General features: G+C 69.1%; 18 protein-coding genes and 3 pseudogenes. 16 read left to right on the plus strand and 5 right to left on the minus strand.

The window, feature by feature from the left end; all coding sequences use genetic code 11:
* Positions 1–266 precede the first annotated feature (266 nt).
* Positions 267–890 (plus strand): hypothetical protein, encoded by a 624-nt coding sequence (locus ACZ3IG_RS07690; protein WP_467429923.1) that lies wholly within the window; start codon positions 267–269, stop codon positions 888–890.
* A gap of 438 nt (positions 891–1328) precedes the next feature.
* Positions 1329–1994: pseudogene (locus tag ACZ3IG_RS07695) on the plus strand (transposase); the annotation flags it as partial.
* On the opposite strand, the gene ACZ3IG_RS07700 reads toward ACZ3IG_RS07695, so the two are convergent.
* On the minus strand, positions 1885–3243 hold the full coding sequence (locus ACZ3IG_RS07700) for a tyrosine-type recombinase/integrase (protein WP_467430544.1): 1359 nt from the start codon (positions 3241–3243) through the stop codon (positions 1885–1887). The pseudogene ACZ3IG_RS07695 and the gene ACZ3IG_RS07700 sit on opposite strands and share 110 nt — an antisense overlap.
* Positions 3244–3544: 301 nt before the next feature.
* Here ACZ3IG_RS07700 and ACZ3IG_RS07705 point away from each other — a divergent pair.
* Together ACZ3IG_RS07705 and ACZ3IG_RS07710 are read left to right on the plus strand one after the other, a co-directional pair.
* A pseudogene (locus ACZ3IG_RS07705) lies at positions 3545–3787 on the plus strand (VOC family protein); the annotation flags it as partial.
* Between the two features lie 33 nt (positions 3788–3820).
* Positions 3821–5117 (plus strand): annotated as a pseudogene (locus ACZ3IG_RS07710) (IS256 family transposase).
* 96 nt (positions 5118–5213) lie between these two features.
* Here the strand turns inward: ACZ3IG_RS07710 and ACZ3IG_RS07715 are convergent.
* Entirely contained in the window at positions 5214–6107 is an 894-nt protein-coding gene (locus tag ACZ3IG_RS07715) for a helix-turn-helix transcriptional regulator (RefSeq protein WP_123627074.1), read from the minus strand.
* A gap of 221 nt (positions 6108–6328) precedes the next feature.
* Between ACZ3IG_RS07715 and ACZ3IG_RS07720 the strand changes: the two genes are divergently transcribed.
* From ACZ3IG_RS07720 to ACZ3IG_RS07770, 11 genes are all read left to right on the plus strand, one after another.
* Positions 6329–7345 (plus strand): zinc-dependent alcohol dehydrogenase family protein, encoded by a 1017-nt coding sequence (locus ACZ3IG_RS07720; protein WP_467429925.1) that lies wholly within the window; start codon positions 6329–6331, stop codon positions 7343–7345.
* Positions 7346–7384: 39 nt separating this feature from the next.
* Positions 7385–7795 carry a (R)-mandelonitrile lyase gene (locus ACZ3IG_RS07725; protein WP_123627072.1) on the plus strand — a complete coding sequence of 137 codons (411 nt, stop codon included), beginning with the start codon at positions 7385–7387 and terminating at the stop codon, positions 7793–7795.
* Between the two features lie 146 nt (positions 7796–7941).
* Complete coding sequence (locus tag ACZ3IG_RS07730; RefSeq protein WP_136236415.1) at positions 7942–8625, plus strand: SDR family NAD(P)-dependent oxidoreductase; 684 nt, start codon at positions 7942–7944, stop codon at positions 8623–8625.
* A 185-nt stretch (positions 8626–8810) separates the two neighbouring features.
* Positions 8811–9161, plus strand: coding sequence for a cyclophilin-like fold protein (locus tag ACZ3IG_RS07735; protein ID WP_073730451.1), 351 nt, complete (start codon positions 8811–8813; stop codon positions 9159–9161).
* A 60-nt stretch (positions 9162–9221) separates the two neighbouring features.
* Positions 9222–10472, plus strand: a complete 1251-nt coding sequence (locus ACZ3IG_RS07740) for an MFS transporter (protein WP_467429927.1) — start codon at positions 9222–9224, stop codon at positions 10470–10472.
* A gap of 46 nt (positions 10473–10518) precedes the next feature.
* A complete protein-coding gene (locus tag ACZ3IG_RS07745; RefSeq protein WP_467429928.1) occupies positions 10519–11286 on the plus strand; it encodes an SDR family NAD(P)-dependent oxidoreductase in 768 nt (255 codons plus the stop codon).
* Positions 11287–11344: 58 nt separating this feature from the next.
* The gene (locus ACZ3IG_RS07750) at positions 11345–12112 is read left to right on the plus strand and encodes an SDR family NAD(P)-dependent oxidoreductase (protein WP_383274933.1); all 768 of its coding nucleotides are present in this window, start codon (positions 11345–11347) and stop codon (positions 12110–12112) included.
* 162 nt (positions 12113–12274) lie between these two features.
* Positions 12275–12922: a (2Fe-2S)-binding protein gene (locus ACZ3IG_RS07755; RefSeq protein WP_073730447.1), complete on the plus strand. Its 648-nt coding sequence runs from the start codon at positions 12275–12277 to the stop codon at positions 12920–12922.
* Positions 12923–12934: 12 nt separating this feature from the next.
* Positions 12935–13915 carry an FAD binding domain-containing protein gene (locus tag ACZ3IG_RS07760; protein WP_467429932.1) on the plus strand — a complete coding sequence of 327 codons (981 nt, stop codon included), beginning with the start codon at positions 12935–12937 and terminating at the stop codon, positions 13913–13915.
* Positions 13912–16110, plus strand: a complete 2199-nt coding sequence (locus tag ACZ3IG_RS07765) for a xanthine dehydrogenase family protein molybdopterin-binding subunit (protein ID WP_123627068.1) — start codon at positions 13912–13914, stop codon at positions 16108–16110. Before ACZ3IG_RS07760 ends, ACZ3IG_RS07765 begins: the two co-directional genes overlap by 4 nt.
* 154 nt (positions 16111–16264) lie before the next feature.
* A complete protein-coding gene (locus ACZ3IG_RS07770; RefSeq protein WP_361208734.1) occupies positions 16265–17593 on the plus strand; it encodes an XdhC family protein in 1329 nt (442 codons plus the stop codon).
* A gap of 70 nt (positions 17594–17663) precedes the next feature.
* Here ACZ3IG_RS07770 and ACZ3IG_RS07775 read toward each other — a convergent pair whose 3' ends face one another.
* From ACZ3IG_RS07775 to ACZ3IG_RS07785, 3 genes are all read right to left on the minus strand, one after another.
* Entirely contained in the window at positions 17664–17975 is a 312-nt protein-coding gene (locus ACZ3IG_RS07775; RefSeq protein WP_467430546.1) for a transposase, read from the minus strand.
* A 98-nt stretch (positions 17976–18073) separates the two neighbouring features.
* On the minus strand, positions 18074–18763 hold the full coding sequence (locus ACZ3IG_RS07780; protein WP_467429934.1) for an IS110 family transposase: 690 nt from the start codon (positions 18761–18763) through the stop codon (positions 18074–18076).
* Between the two features lie 488 nt (positions 18764–19251).
* On the minus strand, positions 19252–20529 hold the full coding sequence (locus tag ACZ3IG_RS07785) for a cellulase family glycosylhydrolase (protein WP_123627067.1): 1278 nt from the start codon (positions 20527–20529) through the stop codon (positions 19252–19254).
* 496 nt (positions 20530–21025) lie between these two features.
* Between ACZ3IG_RS07785 and ACZ3IG_RS07790 the strand changes: the two genes are divergently transcribed.
* On the plus strand, positions 21026–22639 hold the full coding sequence (locus ACZ3IG_RS07790; RefSeq protein WP_467429936.1) for a cellulose binding domain-containing protein: 1614 nt from the start codon (positions 21026–21028) through the stop codon (positions 22637–22639).
* Positions 22640–22676: the final 37 nt, after the last annotated feature.

Here is a 22676-nt window from a genome sequence, read left to right on the forward strand (position 1 = left end):
TCCGTTCTGGTGCGCGGGTTTTTGTTTCTGGCCCCCCCCCGCGCGCGTTTCCGTTATTATTTTTTTTTTTGAAACCGCCCCCGCGGGCGTTAAACACACGACATGGCAACCCAGCAAGCCAGCGGCCCGCGATCTGTCAGCTGCACTGCGACAGGACAGCAACGAAGGCTTCGCCGCACCACACGGCATGAACGACCGGCCTGTGGGCCTGAGGTGCGCCCCGGCCGTGTGGAACCGGGCGCTCGAGGCCGCACGTCCCCCCGTACATGCTGATCGTCCTAGGGGTACTCTTCGCCGTCGCGCCAGCCGTCGTCTGGACGACGATCGCCCGCACCCGCCGTGTCGGCTTCGCGATCGGCGGCACGCTGCTTGCCGGAGCCAGTCTGCTGATCAGTGTCCAGCAGGGCTGGATCGACGCCCCCAGGCCCGATGCGCATCTCGTGTTCACGGCCCTGGCGCCTGTGCTCATCGCCTGCGGCGCAGGACTGGAGGGCCGGCACGAGAACTCCCCTCCCCTGGAATGGATTCCCCGCCGCAACGGAGCGATCGGCTTCCTGGGGATGCAGTTCACCCTCACCCTCGTGGCCGGCCTCCTGTACGCGCTGATCATCAGCGACGGCTCGGAAGCCCCGCCGTCCAGGGCCCTCCCCTCATTGCCGCCGGGCATCAGCCTGGTCAACGAAGGCACCAGCTGCGGCTCCGGCGGCTGCTGGCGCGTCGCGACGGTCACCAGCCGGGACGGCCTGTCCCGCCCGGAGATCATCCGCGAACTGGGTCTCCAGCAGGAGAGCTGCCGCTCCAACGGCTGGCTGCTCGACCGGCGTGACCTGTGCGTCGGAGCCAGGGACAACGGCAAGAACGTCACCATCTACGCCGGCTTGGGATACTGAGAGGCCGTTCCCGGTCGGGTCACGGTGGTCCTCAACGAGGACCTGTGACAAACAGCGTGCCTCACTGGTGACAACCAGGCTGCTTCGACCGGTCTCCTACATCAGCTCGACCAGCTCCGCCTGTGACAACTGCCGTGCTTCGGCTCATCGCGTCTGGTTACCTCAGCTGGGCGCCGTGCAGAGAGTCCGTAGCCGCTGATTCTCGGGTCGGCTGTGTTGTCAGCGGCTCAAGATACGATCGCGGCTCGATGGGCCGGACGGAGATCGTGAGGGACTCGCGGCCATGGGGGGGTGGGTCGCACAGGCCCCGGCATCCAGCTCGGGACTGGAGGTACCTTGCCGTAACCCCGCCCCCTTTCTCTCCCTGCAACGTCCGGGCCGTATCGGGAAGGCAGTCTGCCGACGGATGCAGGAAGCCACCGATGACATGATCTTGATGTGACTGGTGTGATCACGGCGTCGGAGCCCTCCTGGATAGCCCCGTTCACCGGGCTGAGCCCGCGACAGTTCGCCAAGCTGGTCACCGCACTGCGGCGCGAGGGTGCCGACCCAGTCCGGAAGGGCCGGCCCTGGAGCCTGCCGCTGGAGGACCGGGTCCTGCTGGTCGCCGCGTATTGGCGCACGAACCTCACCCTGCGACAGTTGGCACCGCTGCTCGGGGTGTCGAAGTCGGCCGCGGACCGCATCATCGACCACCTCGGCCCGAGGCTCGCGCTCCAGCAACGCAGGCGGTTCCGGAAGGACGCCGTGCTGATCGTGGACGGCACCCTGGTCCCCACTCGCGACCACACCGTCGCCGAGCAGTCGAAAAACTACCGGTACTCCACCAACCACCAGGTCGTCATCGATGCCGACACCCGGCGCGTCGTCGCCGTCGGTCGGCCGGTCACCGGCAATCGCAACGACTGCAAGGCATGGGAAATCTCGGGCGCGAAGGACGCCGTCGGCCGCACCACCGTGATCGCCGACGGCGGCTACAGGGGCACCGGCCTGATCATTCCGCACCGCCGCGCACCCGGCCAGGCTGGCCTTCCAGCGTGGAAAGAGGAACACAACCGCTCTCACCGCAAGGTCCGCGCCCGCGTCGAGCACGCCTTCGCCCAACGGGGGCGGAGCCACTCGCCAGACCTCCCCATGCGTCCGCAGCCGGCCGCAGATCGTCCACATCCGGCTTCACGTACCAGCGCTTCGTGGTCCGGACGTCAGAGTGGCCGGCCCACCGGGCGAGGAGGTGGTCCGGGACCCCGTGGTTCGCCAGGTACGTCAGGCAGCTCGCACGGGCGTCGTACAGACGGACCCGACGCAGCCCGCTGCGGTCTATGACCTTGTAGGCCCGCTCACGCAGCTGGCGTCCGTTGAGCGCCCTGCCCCGGGCGTCTACGAGAACGTAGCCGCTGCCTTCGTACCCCTGCCCGGCCGCCGCCCTCTCGTCTGCCTGAGCATCCCGGAACGCGCTCAAGGCAGCCGCAACCGGACCTGGCAGAGGAAGTTTCCGCTCACCGGCGGGCGACTTGGTGGCCTTCTCCACCACGATGTCGTTCCCCATGACCGTCCGGGTGTTGGTGATGGACACGGTGGCTTCGTCCAGGTCGACGTCTGCCCAGCGCATGCCACAGATCTCCGCCGGCCGAAGACCCATCAGAGCAAGAAGGAACGGTGCCTGCAGGCGGTCACCTGCAATCGCACGAACGAAAGCGCGCACTTCCGCGACGCTCCACGGCGGCACTGCGGCCCTGGCCCTGCGCTCTGCCTTGCGTGCCTTACGGGGAACGGCCACCTCCCGAACAACGTTGACCCGGACCAGGCCCCGTGTCACTGCCCGGTCAAGCGCCTCCTTCAGCCGGGCCAACGACATCTCGACCGAGGTTGCCCCCAGGCCGGTGCCCGGCTTCCCTCCCCGCCCACGCCCTTCCTGGAGCGCCCATCGCATCCATGCCTCGACGTGGTCCTCGGTGAGGTCCTGGAGCCTGATGTGCCCGAGCCTTCCGCGGACGCGGGCCAGGATCATGGTGTAGCTGTAGGCAGTGCTCTCTTCCAGATCCTCGGCCTTCATGGCCAGCCACTGATCGAGCCACTCGTCCACCGTGACCTGACTGAAAGGTGCCCGCTCTGCCTCGTAGCGACGATGCACGATGCTCGCGTACTCCGCCTTCGCCTCCCTCAGCGTGGCGAAGGTACGTGTCAGCTGCTTACGCTTCCCCGTGACCGGGTCGGGGCCTGCGTCGACCACGAACCGGTACCGGACCTTCCCCTTGGCATTGGGGGCAAGCTTCTTGATCGGATAAGACAGGACTACTCGCTTTCCTTGGAGTGTGGGAGCCCCAGCGCAGCCTTCTGTGTTCATGTCGAACACCAAGCCCGGGGGGCTGACGAGCTCCTCCAAGGATTGCCGTGATCGCCGGTTTGGCCAACCGGCGATCACGGTCTATGTTTCGCTCGTCGCCAACCAGGGCCGGGCCTCAGTAGCCTCATGAGAGTGGCCATCCCATCGATGCTGTGCGGGTACGGCCCCTCCCGGGAGACCGGTGTCCACCCGCCATCTCGGCTGGGACGGCCACGTCGCTGTGAAAGTCCCGCGCGGCGAGGTGGGGCCGATGGGTTCACCCTTCCCGGACGGTCTACCCAGCAACGTGACCGTTCGCGACAGGAGCAACATGTCCACTGTCCAGCCAGTGATCCTGACAGCCGACCAGAAGGCTCTGGCCGACTCTTACACACAGTTGTGCGGTGCCGAGGAGATTCTTTCGGGTACCCGAAGAAGGCCCGGTCTTCTACCTCGGCCTGCGCATCGGCGACACCGACCTCGGTCTAGTGGCCAAAGCAGACGCGGAACCGAGGCAGCGCCGCGGATCCTGCTGAGCATCGACGTCGACAGCGTCGACGGGACTGTAAATCGTTCGGTGTAACTCCCGATCATGGAAGATGCATCGATGACCAGTGAGAACGTAGCCGAGCAGGACGCTGCCGAGTCGGCAGCGGCTGTGTCGGCGAAGGCCGTGGACGACCAGCTGATCGACGATTTGGTGAGCCGGGCCCAGGCCGAGGGCCTGCAGCTGACCGGCGAGGGCGGGCTGCTGCAGCAGCTGACCAAGCGATTGCTGGAGTCCGCCCTGTAAGGCGAGATCACCGACCACCTCGGCTATGACAAGCACGATGCGACGGGCAAGAACGGCGGCAACTCCCGCAACGGCAAACGCTCCAAGACGGTGCTGACCGATGTCGGCCCGGTGGAGATCGTCGTGTCCCGCGACCGCGACGGCTCCTTCGAGCCGAAGATCGTCAAGAAGCGGCAGAAGCGCCTGACCGGGGTCGACGAGATGGTCATCTCGCTGGCCGCGAAGGGCCTGACCACCGGCGAGGTGCAGGCCCACCTGGCCGAGGTCTATGGCGCCGACGTCTCCCGCCAGATCTCCACCATCACCGACAAGGTCCTCGAGGGCATGGCCGAATGGCAGAGCAGGCCCCTCGACCCGGTCTATCCGGTCGTCTTCATCGACGCCATCCACGTGAAGATCCGAGATCCGCGACGGCGCGGTCGCCAACCGGCCGATCTACGTGGCCCTCGCGGTCACGGTCGAGGGCCGGCGGGAGATCCTGGGCTTGTGGGCCGGCGACGGTGGCGAGGGTGCCAAGCACTGGCTGCACATCCTCACCGAGATCAAGAATCGCGGCGTCAGCGACGTACTCATGCTGGTCTGCGGCGGGCTCAAGGGGCTGCCCGAGGCGGTGGAGACCGTATGGCCGAGGACGATCGTGCAGACCTGCGTGGTGCACCTGCTGCGGAGCTCCTTCCGCTATGCCGCCCGCCAGGACTGGGACAAGATCGCCCGCCTCCTCAAGCCCGTCCACACGGCTCCGACGGTGGAGGCCGCCCTGGAGCGGTTCGCGGAGTTCGCCGGCGCCTGGGGCCGGAAGTATCCGGCGATCGTGAAGCTGTGGGAGAACGCCTGGGAAGAGTTCACCCCCTTCCTGCGGTTCGACACCGTGATCCGCCGGATCGTCTGCACAACGAACGCGATCGAGTCGGTGAACGCGCGGATCCGCCGTGCGGTCAAGGCCCGCGGCCACTTCCCCAACGAGCAGGCCGCCCTCAAGTGCGTCTACATGGCGATCACGTCCCTCGACCCCACCGGCAAGGGCCAGACCCGCTGGACCATGCGCTGGAAGACCGCACTGAACGCCTTCGACATCACCTTCGACGGCCGCCTGTCAGCCGCCCGCCAGTAACCCCAACCACCCTAGTTACACCGCTCGTTTGACAGACCCGCAGCAGGCTGCACACCCGAGATTACCGAGCCCCCATGGGGCCAGCCCAGTCGACGGTCAGCTAGTCGCCGACCGTTTCGTGTCCGGGGCGGCTTCCTGGGTGGCGGCCCAGGTGGCGAGCAGACGCAGTCCCTCCTCGGAAGGTGAGCCGGGCTCGGCGGTGTAGATGGTGAGGGTGAGACCGGGGGCGGCGGCCATCTCCAGGCCCTCGAAAGCGAGCGAGAGGGCGCCGACGGCGTGGTGGTGGAAGTGCTTGGTGCCGGTGCCATGATGGCGGACGTTGTGCGCACCCCACCGGGTACGGAACTCATCACTGCGGGTACACAGCTCACCGACCAGATCGTGCAGCTCCTTGTCGTGCGGGTTACGGCCGGCTTCCGCACGCACGATGGCGACGGTGATGTCGGCGAAGGCGTCCCAGTCCGGATAGAAGCGGCGGGCGGCGGGATCGAGGAAGGTGAAGCGGGCCAGGTTCTGCTGGTTGCCGGACGTGGCGTAGACGTCGGTGTAGAAGGCGCGGAAGAGCTGGTTGGCGGCGAGGATGTCCATGCGGCCGTTGCGGACAAAGGCGGGTCCGGCGGTGATCGCGTCCAGGGTCCATTGCAGGCTGCGGTGCGGCTTCCACTGCTCCTTGGTACGCCGGCGGCGGGGGCGGGTGAGCGCGTCGGAGCCGTCGGCGGCCTGGGCAAGGTTCACCAGGTGGGCGCGCTCGGCGTCATCGAGCTGGAGGGCGCGGGCGAGGGCTTCGAGGACGGCCGGGGAGACTCCGGCGAGGTTGCCGCGTTCCAGTTTGGAGTAGTACTCGACGCTCATGTCGGAGAGGGCCGCGACCTCGCTGCGGCGTAGGCCCGGCACCCGGCGGCGGGATCCGGAGGGCAGTCCGGCCTGGTCGGGGGTGATCTTCGCGCGCCGCGAGGTGAGGAACTCGCGGACCTCCTCACGGTTGTCCATGTCTTCGACGGTACGTCCCGCACGCCGCCATAGGGATGTACTGCCGGTACACCCCTTGTCAGTGACTCGCTGCGCGCGTGAAGAGGGGGTTACCTGGAAGGCGTGGTGCATCTCCTTGGGGCCACCAAGGCAGCGAAGACGCAGCTCCACGCCCCTCTCGGGCGGTCCGCCGCCCGAGGCTCCGGGGCCGCACCTGCAACCCGTAGGCAAAGGAACCTCTCATGCGCGGCGCAGTGATCCACTCCCCTGGCGACATCCGCTTCGAGACTCTGGAGGACCCGAAGATCGAGCATCCGACCGACGCGGTCATCCGCACGGCGGTGACCTGTGTCTGCGGGTCGGATCTGTGGCCGTACCGGGGGGCAGAGCCGACCGAGCAGGCACATCCGATGGGCCACGAGTACGTCGGCTTCGTGGAGGAGGTCGGCTCCGAGGTCACCTCGGTCCGGCCCGGCCAGTTCGTCGTCGGCTCGTTCGCCACCTCGGACAACACCTGTGCGAACTGCCGCAACGGTTTCCAGTCGAACTGCCTGAACCGCGAGTTCATGTCCACCTGCCAGGCAGACTACGTCCGGATCCCCAACGCGCAGGGCACTCTCGTGGCCACCGACGGTGTGCCGGACGAGCGGTTCTGGCCGGGGCTTCTGGCCGTCTCGGACGTGCTGGGCACCGGCTGGTGGGCCGCCGACGCCGCCGAGGTCAAGCCCGGTGCGACCGCCGTTGTGGTCGGCGACGGCGCGGTCGGCCTGTGCGGCGTGATCGCGGCCAAGGAGATGGGTGCGGAGCGCATCATCGCCATGTCCCGCCACGAGTCCCGGCAGAAGCTCGCCCGTGCGTTCGGCGCCACCGACATCGTCACTGAGCGCGGCGAGGAAGGTGTCGCCCGGATCAAGGAGATGACCGGCGGGATCGGCGTGGACTCCGTGCTGGAGTGCGTCGGCACCGCCCAGGCCATGCAGCAGGCCCTGCACTCCGCCCGCCCCGGCGGCAACGTCGGCTTCGTCGGCGTCCCGCACGAGGTGGCCGTCGACGGCCAGGAGCTGTTCTTCTCCCACGTCGGCCTGCGCGGCGGGCCCGCCCCGGTACGCCGCTACCTGCCCGACCTGATCGATCGCGTCCTGTCGGGTCGGATCGACCCGGGCAAGGTCTTCGACCTCACTCTACCCCTGGACCAGGTCGCCGAAGGCTACAAGGCCATGGACGAGCGCCGCGCCATCAAGACGCTCCTCAAGCCCTGATCCCCCTGTCCCCCGTACCCCCCGTACAAGGAGCTTTCCGTGCAGATCACCCGCAGCTCGATCGACACCGTCAAGGGTCCGGCGGACTGGTTCACCGGCGACGTCTACATCGACGCCGTGGCCGCGGCCCCCTCACCGTCCCGGGTCACCGCGTCGCTGGTGCACTTCATGCCCGGTGCCCGCACCCACTGGCACCGCCACCCGCTGGGCCAGACCGTCTTCGTCACCGAAGGCGTCGGCCTGTGCCAGCGCCGTGGCGGACCGGTGGAAGTCATCCGGCCTGGCGACCGCGTCCTGTTCGAGGCCGATGAGGAGCACTGGCACGGTGCCGCGCCGAACCGGCTGATGGTCCACCTGGCCATCAACGAGGGCGACGACGATCACGATGTCGTGCACTGGCTGAACCCTGTCACCGACGAGGAGTACGCCGCAGCTCCGGCCACCGGCTGAACACGGGCCCCTGGTTCAGGTCGTCAAGGGCTGCGCGGCGTCGACGAACGCGCGCCATCCAGAACCACCCCTCGCGAATCGCACCGCTCTTTCCGCGGGCTCCCTGATGCGGCCCGCCCGCCCCCACGTTGTTGAGGAGAACTACCGTGACCACCTTCGCCCTCGTCGGTGCCGGCCCCGGCCTGGGGCTGGCTGCCGCCCGTCGCTTCGGCAAAGCGGGCCACAGCGTCGCCCTCCTCTCGCGCAGCGCCCAGCACCAGGACAACCTGGCAGCCGAACTGGCGAGGGAGAACGTCCACGCCCGCGGCTTCACCGCCGACGTCCTCGACCCCGCCTCCCTCACCGCTGCCCTGCGTGAAGCTGCGGACACGCTGGGCACCGTCGAGATCCTGCAGTTCAGCCCGGTGCCCCGGGGCGACTTCATGAAGCCGGTCCTGGAGACCACCGCGGCCGACCTGGACGACCCGTTGGCCTTCTCCGTCAAGGGCCCGCTCACCTGCGTGAACACGGTCCTGCCCGGCATGCGGGAGCTCGGGCGGGGCACGCTGCTGTTCGTCAACGGCGGCAGCGCGGTACGCCCGCACCCCGACCGGGCCGGCACCTCGATCGCGTTCGCCGCCGAGAGCGCCTACGCGGCGATGCTCCACACCGCGCTCGCCCCGGAGAACATTCACGCCGCGCAGCTCATCGTCCCCGGCGCGATCAGCCCCGACTCCGCGACCTCCAGCCCCGAGGCGCTTGCCGAGCTGCTGTACGGCCTGCACACCGACCGCAAGGGTTTTCGCCACTACGCCGAGCCCATGCCCGACCCGCAGGCCAGCACCCCATGACCCACACCTTTCGCCAGGCCCTGACCACCACCGCCATCACCGGCGTTCTACTGCTGGCCGCGACCGCCTGCTCCGACGACCCACCTGCAGGGTCGACCCCCGCCACAACAACCTCCGCCGCGTCGTCCGGGCAGCCCCCGACCTCGGCGTCAGCAGCCGCGTCCGGATCGGACAGGAGCACTGCGATGGATATCCGCCTCACCATCGACGGCCGACCCGTCGACGCCACCCTGAACGACAGCCCTCCCGCCCGCGACTTCGCCGAGCTACTCCCGCTCACCCTGGAACTGGAGGACTTCCATCAGGCCGAGAAAATCGTCGACCTTCCTCGTCGGCTGTCCACCTCCGGTGTCCCGGAGGGAGCCGCCCCGAAGGCCGGTGACCTCGGCTACTACGCACCCTGGGGCCAGCTGGTCCTCTACTACCGCGATGTCCCCTACGCCGACGGCATCGTCATCCTCGGCCATCTCGCCGACGACGGTGACATCGGCCGGCTGGCCACCGCCTCCAAAGTGACCGTCGACGTGGTCCGCTGACCGGCCCGTACCGCCGCTGCCTCGCCCGCCCCCCCCCGTATCTCGAACAAGGACCCCCGCATGCCCCCCGCCTCCGGTACCGCAGCCGGCAAGCTGCCCTTCGTCGTCTGGGTGCTCGCCGCCGGCACGTTCCTGATGGGTACCACCGAGTTCGTCATCGCCGGATTGCTGCCCGAGATGGCCGCCGACCTGAACGTGAGCGTGTCGCACGCCGGCCTGCTGATCACCGCGTTCGCCGTCGGCATGATCGTCGGCGGGCCCGCGATGGCCATGGCCACCCTGCGCCTGCCGCAGCGCCACACCCTCATCGGTGCCCTCGCCGTCTTCGCCCTCGGGCACGCCGTCGCCGCCCTGAGTATCTCATTCACCGTCGTGCTCACCGCCCGCGTGGTGACCGCCCTGGCCACCGGAGCGTTCTGGGCCGTCGGCTTCGTCATCGCCACCACCACCGCCGGGCCCGCCGGTGCCACGCGCGCGGTCGGGGTCATGATGGGCGGCCTCACGCTGGCCAACGTGATCGGTGTGCCGATCGGCTCGTTCGTCGGCCACTACACCGGGTGGCGGGGCCCGTTCTGGGCGCTGGCCGTCCTCGCCGCGCTGGCCGCCGCGTTCGTCGGCCGGTTCATCCCCCGCACCGAGCAGCGGGCCGAGGTGTCGGTGCGGGCCGAGGTCCGGGCCCTCAAGCAGGGGCGGCTGTGGCTGGCGCTCGGCGCAGCCGTGCTGATCATGGGCGGAGTCCTGGCGACGTACACCTACATCACCCCGCTGCTGACCGACCGGGCGGGCATCCCGGCCGGGGCCGTGCCGCTGGTGCTGATCGCCTTCGGTATCGGGGCGCTGGGCGGCACCGCCATCGGAGGACGTCTCGGGGACCGCCGCCCGATGGTCACGACGATCACCGCGTCGGCGGCCACCGCCCTCATCCTCCTGGCTCTGATCCCGGCCTCCAGCAGCCCGGTGGCCGCCGTGGTCCTGGTCTTCGGCATGGCCGCGGCCGGGTTCACCGTCAACCCGGTCGTCACCTCCCTGGCCGTCCGCTTCGCCGGGGATGCCCCCACCCTCACCTCGGCGCTGACCACCTCCGGCTACAACACCGGCATTGCCGCCGGCTCCCTCGTCGCGGGCCGGGCCCTGGACTCCTCACTCGGCCTGACCGGGCCGGCCCTTGTCGGCGCTGTCTTCGCCGCGCTCACCCTGCTGCCGCTCATCGCGCTCGCGCTCAGCGGCACCGGCCACCGCACACGGATTGTCGCCCAGCGCGCTGCTGCGGACCCCGTGCGGGACGACGCGTCCACACCGGCACACCACTGACATCCGCCCGACGAGCCACCGTTCCGCCATCGAGGGAGAGACTCCCATGACCGTCACCTACGACTTTCGCGGCAAGAGCGCGTTCGTCACCGGCGCAGCCTCAGGCATCGGCCGCACGACCGCCCTGGCCTTCGCCCGCGCCGGCGCGCAGGTCGCCCTCGTCGACCGGTCCGCCGAGGGCCTGCGCGAGACCGCCCGCCTCATCGAGGCCGACGGCGGCAAGGCAATCGCCCTGACCTGTGATGTCACCAGCGAGACAGACGTCCAGACTGCTGTCGAGCGGACAGTCGAACGTTTCGGGAGCCTGGACGCCGCGTTCAACAACGCCGGGGTAGAGCAGCCCGTCCAGACGGCCGCCGATACCGCCAAGGACGACTGGGACCGCATCCTCGCTGTCAGCCTCACCGGTGCGTTCCTGTGCACCCGGGCGCAGGTCCGCCAGATGCTCCGGCAGGACGGCGGCGGGGCGATCGTCAACGTCTCCTCCGGAGCCGGCGTCAAGGGGTTCAAGGGCCAGGCCGCCTACGCCGCCGCCAAACACGGGATCATCGGCTTCACCCGCTCCGCGGCCCTCGACCACGCCGCCGAGGGCATCCGCATCAACGCTGTCTGCCCCGGCATCATCGACACCGAGATGATCCGCCGCTTCGGCGACACCCGACCCGGCGGGCGCGAAGGACTCATCGCCGACGAACCCGTCGGCCGCCTGGGCAAACCCGAGGAGATCGCCTCCGCCGTGCTGTGGCTGTGCTCCGACGACGCCGCCTTCACCACCGGCACCGCCCTCGTCGTCGACGGCGGCCAGACCGTCTGACCCGCCGGAACCCCCAGGGAACACCAGTCGCCGAAACCCGACGTGAGGAGTCCACTCCATGAACCCCACCTACGACTTCACCGGCCAGGTCGCCTTCATCACCGGCGCCTCCTCCGGCATGGGCCTGGCCACCGCCCGCGCCTTCGCCGCCTCGGGAGCCGCCGTCGCCCTCGCCGACATCAACGAAGACGCCGTCAACGATGCTGCCAAGCAGCTCGCCGAGGAGGGCCACCGAATCCTCGCGCTGGTCTGCGATGTCACCGACGAGGACCAGGTCGCCGCCGCCGTCGACCGCACGGTCGAAGCCTTCGGCCGGCTCGACATGGCCTACAACAACGCCGGGATCATGCCCCCGCCCACCGACGCCGCAGACGAGAGCGCCGAGCAGTTCGACCGTGTCCAAGGCATCAACCTGCGGGGCATCTGGGCGAGCGTGAAGCACGAACTGCGCCACATGCGGGCCCAGGGCAGCGGCGCGATCGTCAACTGCTCCTCCCTCGGCGGTCTCGTCGGCAACCCCGGCCGCGCCGCCTACCACGCCACCAAGCACGGCGTGATCGGTCTGACCAAAAGCGCCGCCCTCGAATACGGCTCCCGCGGCGTCCGGATCAACGCCGTCTGCCCCGGCACGATCAGCACCCCGATGGTCGACGCCATGGTCGAAGGCGGAGAACTCGACCGTAGCCAGGCCGAAGCGGGCCAGGCCATCGACCGGCTCGGCACCGCCGACGAGATCGCCCAGGCCGTCCTGTGGCTGTGCAGCGACGGCGCCAGCTACGTCACCGGCATCGCCCTGCCCGTCGACGGCGGCTACACCGCCCAGTAACCCGCTCCCGGGCCGGATACGACACGACGTCCGGACCCAGCTCTCCTACGAACCGAACCCGCGTGAGCCTCCTTGCCGCCAGGAGGCCATCGGGCCATGCCCTCCCGCACGGGCGCCACCGCTGTGCTGTTGACCCTGTCCACGACGCGAAGGTCTCCCCACATGCCCACCGAACCCGTACCGCAAGAACCCGTCGCCATACCCGCCGACCCGCAGTCGCGCATAGCGCCGACCCGGCGCGCCTTCATCGCCACCGGCACGGCCGTCGGGACCGCCGTGGTCGCCGGTACCGTCCTCGGCACCGACCTGCTGTCCGAGTCCGAAGCGGCAGCCGTCCCCTCGGCGCCCTCCAGCCGCCTCACCGTGACCGTCAATGGCACCCGCCACACGGTCACGGTCGACAACCGCACCTCCCTGCTGGACCTGCTGCGCGAGCACCTCGATCTGACCGGGGCGAAGAAGGGCTGCGACGCCGGTGCCTGCGGGGCCTGCACCGTCCTGGTCGACGGACACCGGCAGAACGCCTGCCTGACCCTCGCGGTCCGTCTGGAGGGGGCCGAGGTCACCACGGTCGAGGGCCTGGCCGACGGCGACCAACTCCACCCCTTGCAGCAGGCGTTCATCGACGAGGATGCCTTCCAGTGCGGCTACTGCACCCCCGGCCAGATCCTCTCCGGCGTCGGCTGCATCAAGGAGGGCCATACCGACTCCCCGGAGGAGATCCGGGAATGGATGAGCGGCAACATCTGCCGCTGCGGCTGCTACGTCAAGATCGTGCGCGCGGTGGAACACGCCGCGGGCCGGAAGTGAGGGCCCCGCATCATGTATCCCTTTGACTACACCCGTGTCTCCGACACGGAAGAGGCCCTCGCCGCGGGCCGTCGCGGAGGCCGCTACATCGCCGGCGGCACCACCCTGGTCGACCTGATGCGCGAGACCGTCGAGCGCCCCGAGATGCTGGTTGACATACGCGGCCTGCCGCTGGACGAGGTCACCGCCACCGAACGCGGCGGCCTGCGCATCGGCGCCCTGGTCACCATGTCCGCAGCGGCCGCCCACCCCAAGGTGCGCAGCCTCTTCCCGGTCGTCTCCCAGGCGCTGGAGCTGAGCGCGTCGGCGCAGCTGCGGAACATGGCCACCATCGGCGGGAACATCATGCAGCGCACCCGCTGCACCTACTTCCGAGACGTGACCGCCAACTGCAACAAGCGCGACCCGGCTTCGGGCTGCGCCGCCCGCGAGGGCTACAACCGCTCCCATGCCATCCTCGGCACCTCGGATGCCTGCGTGGCGACCCATCCCTCCGACGTGGCGGTGGCGTTCGCCGCCCTGGAAGCCCAGGTTCATGTGCTGGGCGCTGACGGGCAACGGCAGATCCCGTTCGCCGACTTCCTGCTGCGCCCCGGCTCGACCCCGAACCGGGAACAGGCACTCGAGAGCGGCGAGTTGATCACCGCAGTGGAGATACCCGCTCTGCCCCGCCCGCTCAGGTCCGGGTATCTGAAGGTCCGTGACCGGCAGTCCTACGAGTTCGCCCTGACGTCGGCCGCCGTCGCCCTGCACGTGCGCGGCGGAGTGATCCGCGAGGCCAAGGTCGCGGCCGGCGGCGTGGGCACCGTCCCATGGAAACTGCCCGCCGTCGAACAGCACCTCCTCGGCGAACGCCCCTCCCCCTCACTGTGGGCCGCCGCCGCCGAGAAGGCCGCGGACGGGGCCCGCCCACTGGCCCACAACCGGTTCAAGACCGACCTGCTGAAGCGGACCGTCGAACGCCAGCTGCGCATCGTAGGAGGTACGAAGTGAGCCCCCAGCCACAGGCAGCCGTCGGCGCCCCGCTCTCCCGCGTGGAGGGACGGCTCAAGGTCACCGGCAAAGCCCCCTACGCCGCCGAGCACGACATCAAGGGCGTCGTCCACGCGGTCATCGTCGACGCGAGCATCGGCCGTGGCCGCATCACCTCCATCGACACCCGTGACGCCCTGGCCCAGCCGGGCATGCTGGCGGTGATCCACCACGGCAACGCGCCGAAACTCCCCTACAAGGACAACCCCGCCTCGAACAACCCGCCCGGCGGGCGCAGACTGCGGGTCTTCCAGGACGACAAGGTCCTCTTCCACGGCCAGCCCATCGCCGTCGTCGTCGCCACCACCCTGGAGGCCGCGCAGCACGGCGCAAGCCTGGTCAAGGTCGCCTACGACGCCCAGAAGCCGTCCACCGACCTGACGAAGGCGAAGGCGGACAAGCCGACCAAGTACGCACGCGGTGACGCGGCGGCGGCCCTGCGCTCGGCGCCCGTGCGGATCGATGCGACCTATCAGATGGCGCGCAACCACCACAACGCGATGGAGCCGCACGCAACCATCGCCCACTGGAGCGGCAACAATCTGACCGTGTGGGACAAGACCCAGTGGGTGGTCGGCACGCAGACCGAACTGTCCACCGTCTTCGGCCTGCCCGCCGACTCCGTGCGCGTGATCTCCCCGTACGTCGGCGGCGCGTTCGGCAGCGGACTGCGCTGCTGGCCCCACACCATCATCGCCGCCCTGGCCGCCCGGGAAACACGACGCCCGGTCAAACTCGTCCTCAAGCGCAAGCAGCAGTACTTCAACACCGGCTTCCGCCCCTCCTACGAATACCGGCTGAAGCTGGGCAGCAACCGGCAGGGCCGCCTGACAGCGATGGCCCACGAGATGGACGCCGAGACCTCCTCGTACGAGACGTTCACCGAATCCATCCTGATGCCAGGACAGATGCTCTACAGCACCCCGAACGTCAGCCAGGCGTACCGGACGGTGCCGCTGGATGTGAACACCCCGCTCTACATGCGCGGCCCCGGCTTCGCCACCGCCTCGTTCGTCATCGAATCGGCCATGGACGAACTCGCCGCCAAGCTCGGCATCGACCCGATCGAGCTGCGCCGCCGCAACGAACCATCCGAGGACGAGTCCAAGAACCTGCCCTTCTCCACCCGCCGGCTGCGCGAGTGCTACACCACCGGCGCCCGCCAGTTCGGCTGGGACCAGCGCCGAGCCAAGCCCCGCTCGCGCCGCGAGGGTGACTGGCTGATCGGCATGGGCATGGCCGCCGGCGTCTACGACACCGCCCGCATGCCCGCCCAGGCCCGCATCCGTCTGAACGCGGACGGCACCGCGGTGGTCGACGCCGCCGCCAGCGACATGGGACCGGGCACCTACACCTCCCAGACCCAGGTCGCCGCCGACGCCCTCGGCCTGACCATGCGCACCGTCACCTTCCGCCTCGGCGACTCCCTCTTCCCGCCGACCCCACCGCACGGCGGATCGATGACCATGGCGAGCGTCGGTTCCGCCGTCCTCGACGGCTGCAACCAGGTCCGCCGCCAGGCCATCAAACTGGCCGTCGAAGACCGCCAGTCACCCCTCTACGGAGTGGATGCCGAGGACATCGTCGTACGGGGCGGGCGGCTGCACACCAAGGACAACCCGGCGCGCGGCGAGACGTACAAGAGTCTGCTGACCCGGAACAGGCGTTCCCACCTGGAAGCAGACGGCGCGTACGCCGGGCCCGCGGCGAAGGAGCGGCACTCCTTCTACGCCTACAACGCCACCTTCGCCGAAGTCGCCGTCGACGCCACCCTCGGACTGGTGCGGGTGCGGCGCATGCTCGGCGTGTACGACGCGGGCCGCATCATCAGCCCCAAGCTCGCCGAGAGCCAGGCGATCGGTGGCATCACCGGTGGCATCGGCACCGCCCTGCTGGAACACACCGTCACCGACCACCGCGATGGCCGGATCGTGAACGCGAACCTGGCCGACTACCTCGTGCCCGTCAACGCCGACGTCCCCGACATCCAAGCCATCTACCTCGACGGCGAGGACCGCGAAGCCGACCCGCTCGGCGTCAAGGGCCTCGGCGAAGTCGTCCACGTCGGCGTCGCGCCTGCCATCGCCAACGCCGTTTTCAACGCCACCGGCCACCGTGTACGCCAACTCCCCATCACCGCCGAAGCACTCCTGTAACCCGTGCACCCCGCGGTGCACGCCGATCCGTCCGGCAGACACCCAGTCACACAGCGTCTGCCGGATCGCCGGGCGCCGCCGCTCCGTCCCCCGTCGGACGGCGGCGGCCTACCCACCTCGTCCAATCACCGTGCTTCACCTGCGGAGAGAGCCCATGCTGAACATCGCGGCCCCACTGCACCACTGGTGCCGTGAGCACCGCCCCTTCGCCCTGGCCACGATCGTCGGTGTCACCGGCAGCGCGCCCCTGCCCGTCGGAACCTCGGTCGCGGTCGGCGAAGACGGCACGGCCGTCGGCAGCATCTCCGGCGGATGCGTCGAAGGCGCCGTGTACGAGCTGTGCCGACAGATCCTCGAGGACCGCACGGCTCCGCAGCAGGCCCGGTTCGGCTACTCCGACGAGGACGCCTTCGCCGTCGGCCTGACCTGCGGCGGTCAACTCGACGTCCACGTGCAGCGCATCGACCCGGCCGCACAGCCGTACCTAGCCACCGCCCTCGCCGACGCGGCGAACGGTGGACCCACCGCCGTGGCACAGGTCGTGAACGGCCCCGCGCACATCCTCGGCGGCCTCCTCGTTCTGGACAGCGACGGCCGCCTGACCGGCACCGACCTGGACGCGGACACCAGCCGCGTCGTGACCGACCACGCCCGGGCGCTGCTGCGGGCCGGGCGTACGGCTGCCGACCGTCTCGGCGGTGACGCCGCGACCTGCCCCGAGCAGCTGACCGTCCTGGTGCACGTGGCGGCCGCCCGGCCGCGCCTGCTCATCTTCGGCGCCGTCGACTTCGCCGCCGCCCTCGCCCAGGCCGGCCGTTTCCTCGGATACCGGGTCACCGTTTGCGATGCCCGGCCCATGTTCGCCACTGCCGCCCGGTTCCCGCACGCGGACGAGGTCGTCGTCGACTGGCCCCACCGCTACCTGGCGCAGACCGCCGTCGACACCCGCACCGCCATCTGCGTCCTCACCCACGACGCCAAGTTCGACATCCCCCTGCTGCGACTGGCTCTCGCCCTGCCCGCCGGCTACGTCGGCGCCATGGGCTCCCGCCACACCCACAGCGAGCGCCTGCGCCTCCTGGACGAGGCTGGCATCACGGCAGAACAGCTGACCGCACTCCACTCGCCGATCGGTCTCGACCTCGGGGCGCGTACCCCCGAGGAGACCGCCGTGTCCATCACCGCGGAGATCATCGCCCACACCAACGGCACCAGCGGCCTGCCCCTGTCCCAACGCCCCGGCCCCATCCACCGGACTGCACCACACCACGGACCCGACAATCGGCCCACCCGACACGACGCGGCGGCCCGAGCAGTCGCCTACCGCTCCGCCTCATTGCCCACGCCACTCCCCGCAGGGCGCGCCGCCACTGCAGCGCCCCATTCTCGACGCGGAGCGCCTAGTGGCGCCAACTCCGAGGTAGACCACTACGGTTTGGCATCCGACCTAGTCGGCCCAGGTCAGAAGGCCACACACGACTAACTTCGCTGTCAAAGGACACGAACTACGGCGGCCCACCCCTGTTGTGGGATCTCAAGTTTCACGGACGCCCCTATAACGCAGGGGTGTAGGAAACCGGTCTGACCAGGTTGAAGTCCTCTCGGGCTGTATATCGCTTGAGGCATCGGATGATCTCACGTCGGGTCTTGCCCTCCTGGGTGCGGCGTTCGTAATACGCCTGGGTGCGCGGGTCGTGGCGCAGGCGGGTGAAGACGATGCGGTGCAGGGCGGCGTTGGCCTGCCGGTCGCCGCCGTAGTTGAGCCGGCGCGTTCTCCGACGCCCGGAGGAGTACTCGATGGGGCTGACTCCGCAAAGGGCAGCAAAGGACGCCTCCGTGTTCAGCCGCTCGGGATTGTCCCCCAGTGATCAGGAGAGTGACGGCGCTGTCCGGACCGATGCCTACCGGCACGAGCAGCTGTGGGGCGTGACGTTCGACGAGCCGGGTCAGGCGTTGGTTGAGCTCATTGATCTGGCCGGTGAGCTGTTCGATGCGTTCGGCGAGCATGCGCAGCGTCATGTGGGTGGCCTGGGCTACCGCGTCCTCGTCTCCCCCTCCGGCGGTCGCGCCGAGGGTCGCGCAGGTGCGGAACAGCTCGGCGTTGCCCAGGCTGGACAGCCGTTCCCGGAGGGTGGGGGTCGGCGATGACCAGGACGGCCTTGAGCTGGTTGATCGCCTGGGTGCGGGCCTTGACCGCGGAGTCCTTGGCAAGTTTGTAGATCCGGGCGCTGTGCACCGGACCGTCGCCGGATTTCGCCCAGGCCCGGGCGCGACCACTGAGCACGGCCCGTGCGGCAGCCTGCGCATCGAGCGGGTTCGACTTCCCCAGCAGACGGCGGGCTGTGCGGTCGGGCCGATTCACTTCAAACACCTGGACGTGCTGGGCCAGCAGGTAGCGGGACAGACCCGCACCGAAGGTGCCGGTGCCCTCCACGCCGGCCCGGCGCACCGTGCCCCGCTTGCGGGCCCAGACGAGCAGCTGACGGTAGCCGGCCGCCGTCGCCGGGAAGGACTCGGTGCCCAGGATCGTGGCAGCGTCAAGGTCGATGTCCGGCCACCGCAGGCAGCAGACCCCCGCCGGACGGAGCCCCATCACGGACAGCAGCAGCGCGATCAGGCGGTCGCCCTTCATCGCAGCTTCGAAGGCACCCACCTCCGAGGCGTTCCAACTGAATGGCGTCTGAGGCGGACAGCCTGGCCGTGGTGCAGTGGCTAAGAGGCGCCGGCGGACCGCACGGCCCCACATGCGCCGTCCATGCACCCGTCGCCGCGAAGGCGCTCCGCTCGCCCGAGCCCGGTTCGGGTGCTCACGTCGGACTGCGAGGACTGGTTGAAACCGTGCGGCGCCCCCATGCAGGCGGAGATGTCTGAGCAAGATGTTCACGCGCCGGAGGGTGTCGGCCCGCGCATCGCGCACCATCCCCGACGCTCTGCGCTGAGTGAAGGTAGACGACGAGATCACTGCCGGAGTCGTCACCTGACTCAAGGGATGCCGAGGCTCCTGGTCGCGCTGGACGAAGCGACACCCAGGCGGCCCGAATTCGGATCCTCACGTCCGTGGCCAACGCCTGGCGTCGCCGTACGGCCGAATGCCCCGCCCCCTGGGACTTCCCCTGGGCGGGGCACTACCGCATCCGCCGGTCAGCGATCCGCCGCGCCGCCCCGGACGACACAGGACCGGTTGTTCTCCCAGCCCCACCCGTCACCGTCGGGGTCCGAGGCGCTGCCGTTGGCGCAGTACGAGTACCCGTTGGGCGCGAGCCCGCCCGGGACCACGCACGAGCGGCTGTTCTCCCAGCCCCACCCGTCACCGTCCGGGTCGGAGGCGCTGCCGTTCACGCAGTACGGGTAGCCGTTGGGAGCGGTGCCGCCCGTGCTGCCGTCGTCACCGCCACCGTCGTCACCACCGCCGTAGACGGTGGCCGTCTTGGACGTGGCAGTGATGCCGTTGCTGCCGTTGAAGAAGCGGTCGCCCCAGCCGGTCAGCGAGTTCGGGTCGAAGCCGTTGACCATGTCGAGGTACTCGACCCCGCTGCCGTTGCCGCTCCAGGACCAGCCGATGTAGCCGACGCCGAGGGACTGGGCCGTCGCCATGATGGCGTCCTCGTCGGGGTTGCCGTCGCTGTGCTGGTCGCCGAACTCGCCGACGACGATGGGCAGTCCGTTGCCGACGAAGGCGTTGAGATAGTCCTGCACCTCGGCGGCGGTGTCGTAGACCCCGTACATGTGGATGGAGAAGATGGTGTTGCGGTCGGGGTCGGAGGCGAAGACCGAGGCCGCGTTGGACCGCATCGTGCCGGACCAGTCCTGGCCCCAGTTGGGTGCGTCGACCATGAGGGCGTGGTCGATGCCGGCGCCGCGGAGCTTGGTGATGGCCGCCTTGGTGGCGTCGGTCCACGCGGTGTAGTTGGTGTTGCCGAAGGGTTCGTTGCCGATGTTGACGACGACGTAGTCCTCCTGGCCCTCAAGGGCGCTCTTCACGCTGATCCAGTAGTCGGCCGCCTGGTCCAGGCTGGTCGCGGCACCGTCCTCGCCGTAGCCGGTGGTGTCGTGCACCTCCAAGACGCAGATGACCTTGTTCGCCTTGCACTGCTCGATGAGCGTGGAGACCTGGGACGCGTTCGTCTTCGTCCAGCGGCCGCCACTGCCGAGCACGACGCGGACGGTGTTGGCACCCTTGGCCGCGATGTCGGCGATGGAGCTGGTCTGCTCGGGGTACCAGGTGTAGGCGTGGTTGACGCCGCGCATGACGAATGCGTTGCCGTTGCCCTCGACGACGCGTCCGTCGCTGACGTGGATACCGCCGTCCGCCGCCTCCGCCTTGCCGGTTGACGGCCCGGCGAGTGAGAGCAGCAGGCCGAGGACGGCGGCGAACGCCATCCCCGCCGTCGTGATGAGTGTGCTTCCTGGCTTTCGCATGTGTCTCCTCGGGGGTGAGTGGGACGGGGTGACGGCACCTGACCGGGTGCGCTGAACGCGCGGTGCCGGCGCATGCGGATGACAACGATGTCAGACGGCGGGAGGGGCCGCCCGACACAGGCCCTCACAGGCGTCGGGGGTTGCGGAGCAGGCGCCGGACTAGCGGTGTGACGGGGACGACGAGGCAGCCGGAGGGGCTGCGGACCACCCAGCGCCACACCATGAGGCACCGGATGTTCCATCCATGTCAATAGACGGTTCAAGATTCGCCTCAGCAAGTCCAGAAGCCCTGGCGTACTAAACCGCTAAACGCGCTGCCCAGCACCAAGAGACGGTCACGAGTGGGCAGTTACCAGCAAGAACGCACTCTGCGCGATTGATTGACAGTCGAAGTAGACGCCCCTACGTTCCTCCCCGGTTAACCGGTACATGCAAGTCACCTCCGAACGAGAGAGCCGCTATGCATGCTCGCCCCCTCCCCTCATCCAGACGGTATGTGACGCCTCTGGTGCTCCTGCTCGTGGCCGCATTGGCGGGCGCGTGTCTGTCGCTCATGCGCCCGCCCCCGGCCTCGGCCGCAGCCGAGGACTCCTTCGTCACGCGCTGCGGGATCCGCTTCTGCCTCGACGGCGAGGAGTACTACGTCGCCGGCGCCAACGCCTACGACCTGTTCACCTTCGGCTCGGGCTCCGGCGACACCGAGACGCAGTACATGGACAAGGAACGCATCGACGCCCACATGGCACGCATGCGCGACGACGGTGTCGACGTCGTCAGGCTGTGGATGTTCAGCCACGAGAGCTGGCACGGCTTCGAGAAGTCCGAAGGCGTCTACGACGAGCAGCAGTTCGCGCTCTTCGACTACGTCATCGAGTCCGCCAGGACGCACGGGCTGCGCCTCATGCCGGTCTTCGAGAACTACTGGGAGGCATACGGCGGCATCGACACGCGCCTGGGCTGGGAGGGACTGTCCGGTGGGCAGCCCGCCCGTGCCGCGTTCTTCGACAAGGACCGCTGCCCGGGATGCTTCACGTCCTACAAGAACTACGTGAGCCACGCCCTCAACCGGACGAACCACTACAGCGGTGTCAAGTACAAGGACGACCCGACCATCTTCGCCTGGGACCTGATGAACGAGCCGCGTTACGAAGGCCAGAGCGACGAGGAGAACGTCGAGGGGACCACACTGCGAGCCTGGGTCGACGAGATGGGGGCCTTCGTCAAGGAGATCGACCCCAACCACCTGCTCGGCGCCGGCATCGAGGGACACGGCACGCAGTACGGCTTCGGCGGCGACGAGGGCAACCCCTTCGTCCACCTCCAGCAGTCGCCCTACCTGGACTTCACCTCGGCGCATCCCTACCCGACCGAATACTGGGCCGACCTGACCCTGGACGACACGAAGGAACTGGTCCGGGCCTGGATCACCGACTCGCACGAGAAGGTCGGCAAGCCCTTCTTCATGGGTGAGTTCAACGTCCACAACGTCGACCGGGCGGCCTGGTGGAGCGAGATCTACGCCGACTTCGAGGCGGCCGGCGGTGACGGCAGCGCCTTCTGGTGGTACCAGGACCGCGAGATCGACGGGAAGTTCGGCGTCACCCAGGGCGATCCGGAACTCGACGTGTTCCGTGCCCACTCCGCCCGCATGGCCGCCAAGAGCGGTCACACCTCCCCGACCGGCACCCCGACCTCCTCGCCCTCCACCGGAGAGCCGACGACGACCCCCGAGCCGACCACCACACCGGACCCGACCGGCACACCCACCGCGTCCCCCACGGCCGGTACACCGTGCCGGGTCGACTACCGGCTGTCGGACTGGGGAACCACCTTCAACGCGGACGTCACGATCCACAACACCGGCAGCACGGCGGTCGACCGGTGGGAGCTGTCGTTCACCTTCCCCGGCGGCCAGTCGGTCACGCAGATCTGGAACGCCACCCGCGTCCAGGACGGTCGCAGCGTGACCGTGACCCACCCCTCGGGCTACAACACGTCCATCGCCCCCGGAGCGACTGTGAACTTCGGGTTCAGCGGCGCCTCGCAAGTCGGCACGAACGGCGTTCCGGACTCCTTCACGCTGAATGGAACATCCTGCTCGTCAGCGTGACGGAAAGCGAACCGTACTGACTATACCGGTTCAATAA

It is taken from the genome of Streptomyces sp. NPDC016677 (assembly GCF_055562815.1).

Bases quoted from the DNA above. Each gene is read 5' to 3' on its own strand.
- ACZ3IG_RS07690 (WP_467429923.1), top strand. From the start codon at position 267: ATGCTGATCGTCCTAGGGGTACTCTTCGCCGTCGCGCCAGCCGTCGTC.
- ACZ3IG_RS07715 (WP_123627074.1), bottom strand. From the start codon at position 6,107: ATGGACAACCGTGAGGAGGTCCGCGAGTTCCTCACCTCGCGGCGCGCG.
- ACZ3IG_RS07720 (WP_467429925.1), top strand. From the start codon at position 6,329: ATGCGCGGCGCAGTGATCCACTCCCCTGGCGACATCCGCTTCGAGACT.
- ACZ3IG_RS07735 (WP_073730451.1), top strand. From the start codon at position 8,811: ATGGATATCCGCCTCACCATCGACGGCCGACCCGTCGACGCCACCCTG.
- ACZ3IG_RS07740 (WP_467429927.1), top strand. From the start codon at position 9,222: ATGCCCCCCGCCTCCGGTACCGCAGCCGGCAAGCTGCCCTTCGTCGTC.
- ACZ3IG_RS07745 (WP_467429928.1), top strand. From the start codon at position 10,519: ATGACCGTCACCTACGACTTTCGCGGCAAGAGCGCGTTCGTCACCGGC.
- ACZ3IG_RS07750 (WP_383274933.1), top strand. From the start codon at position 11,345: ATGAACCCCACCTACGACTTCACCGGCCAGGTCGCCTTCATCACCGGC.
- ACZ3IG_RS07755 (WP_073730447.1), top strand. From the start codon at position 12,275: ATGCCCACCGAACCCGTACCGCAAGAACCCGTCGCCATACCCGCCGAC.
- ACZ3IG_RS07760 (WP_467429932.1), top strand. From the start codon at position 12,935: ATGTATCCCTTTGACTACACCCGTGTCTCCGACACGGAAGAGGCCCTC.
- ACZ3IG_RS07770 (WP_361208734.1), top strand. From the start codon at position 16,265: ATGCTGAACATCGCGGCCCCACTGCACCACTGGTGCCGTGAGCACCGC.
- ACZ3IG_RS07785 (WP_123627067.1), bottom strand. From the start codon at position 20,529: ATGCGAAAGCCAGGAAGCACACTCATCACGACGGCGGGGATGGCGTTC.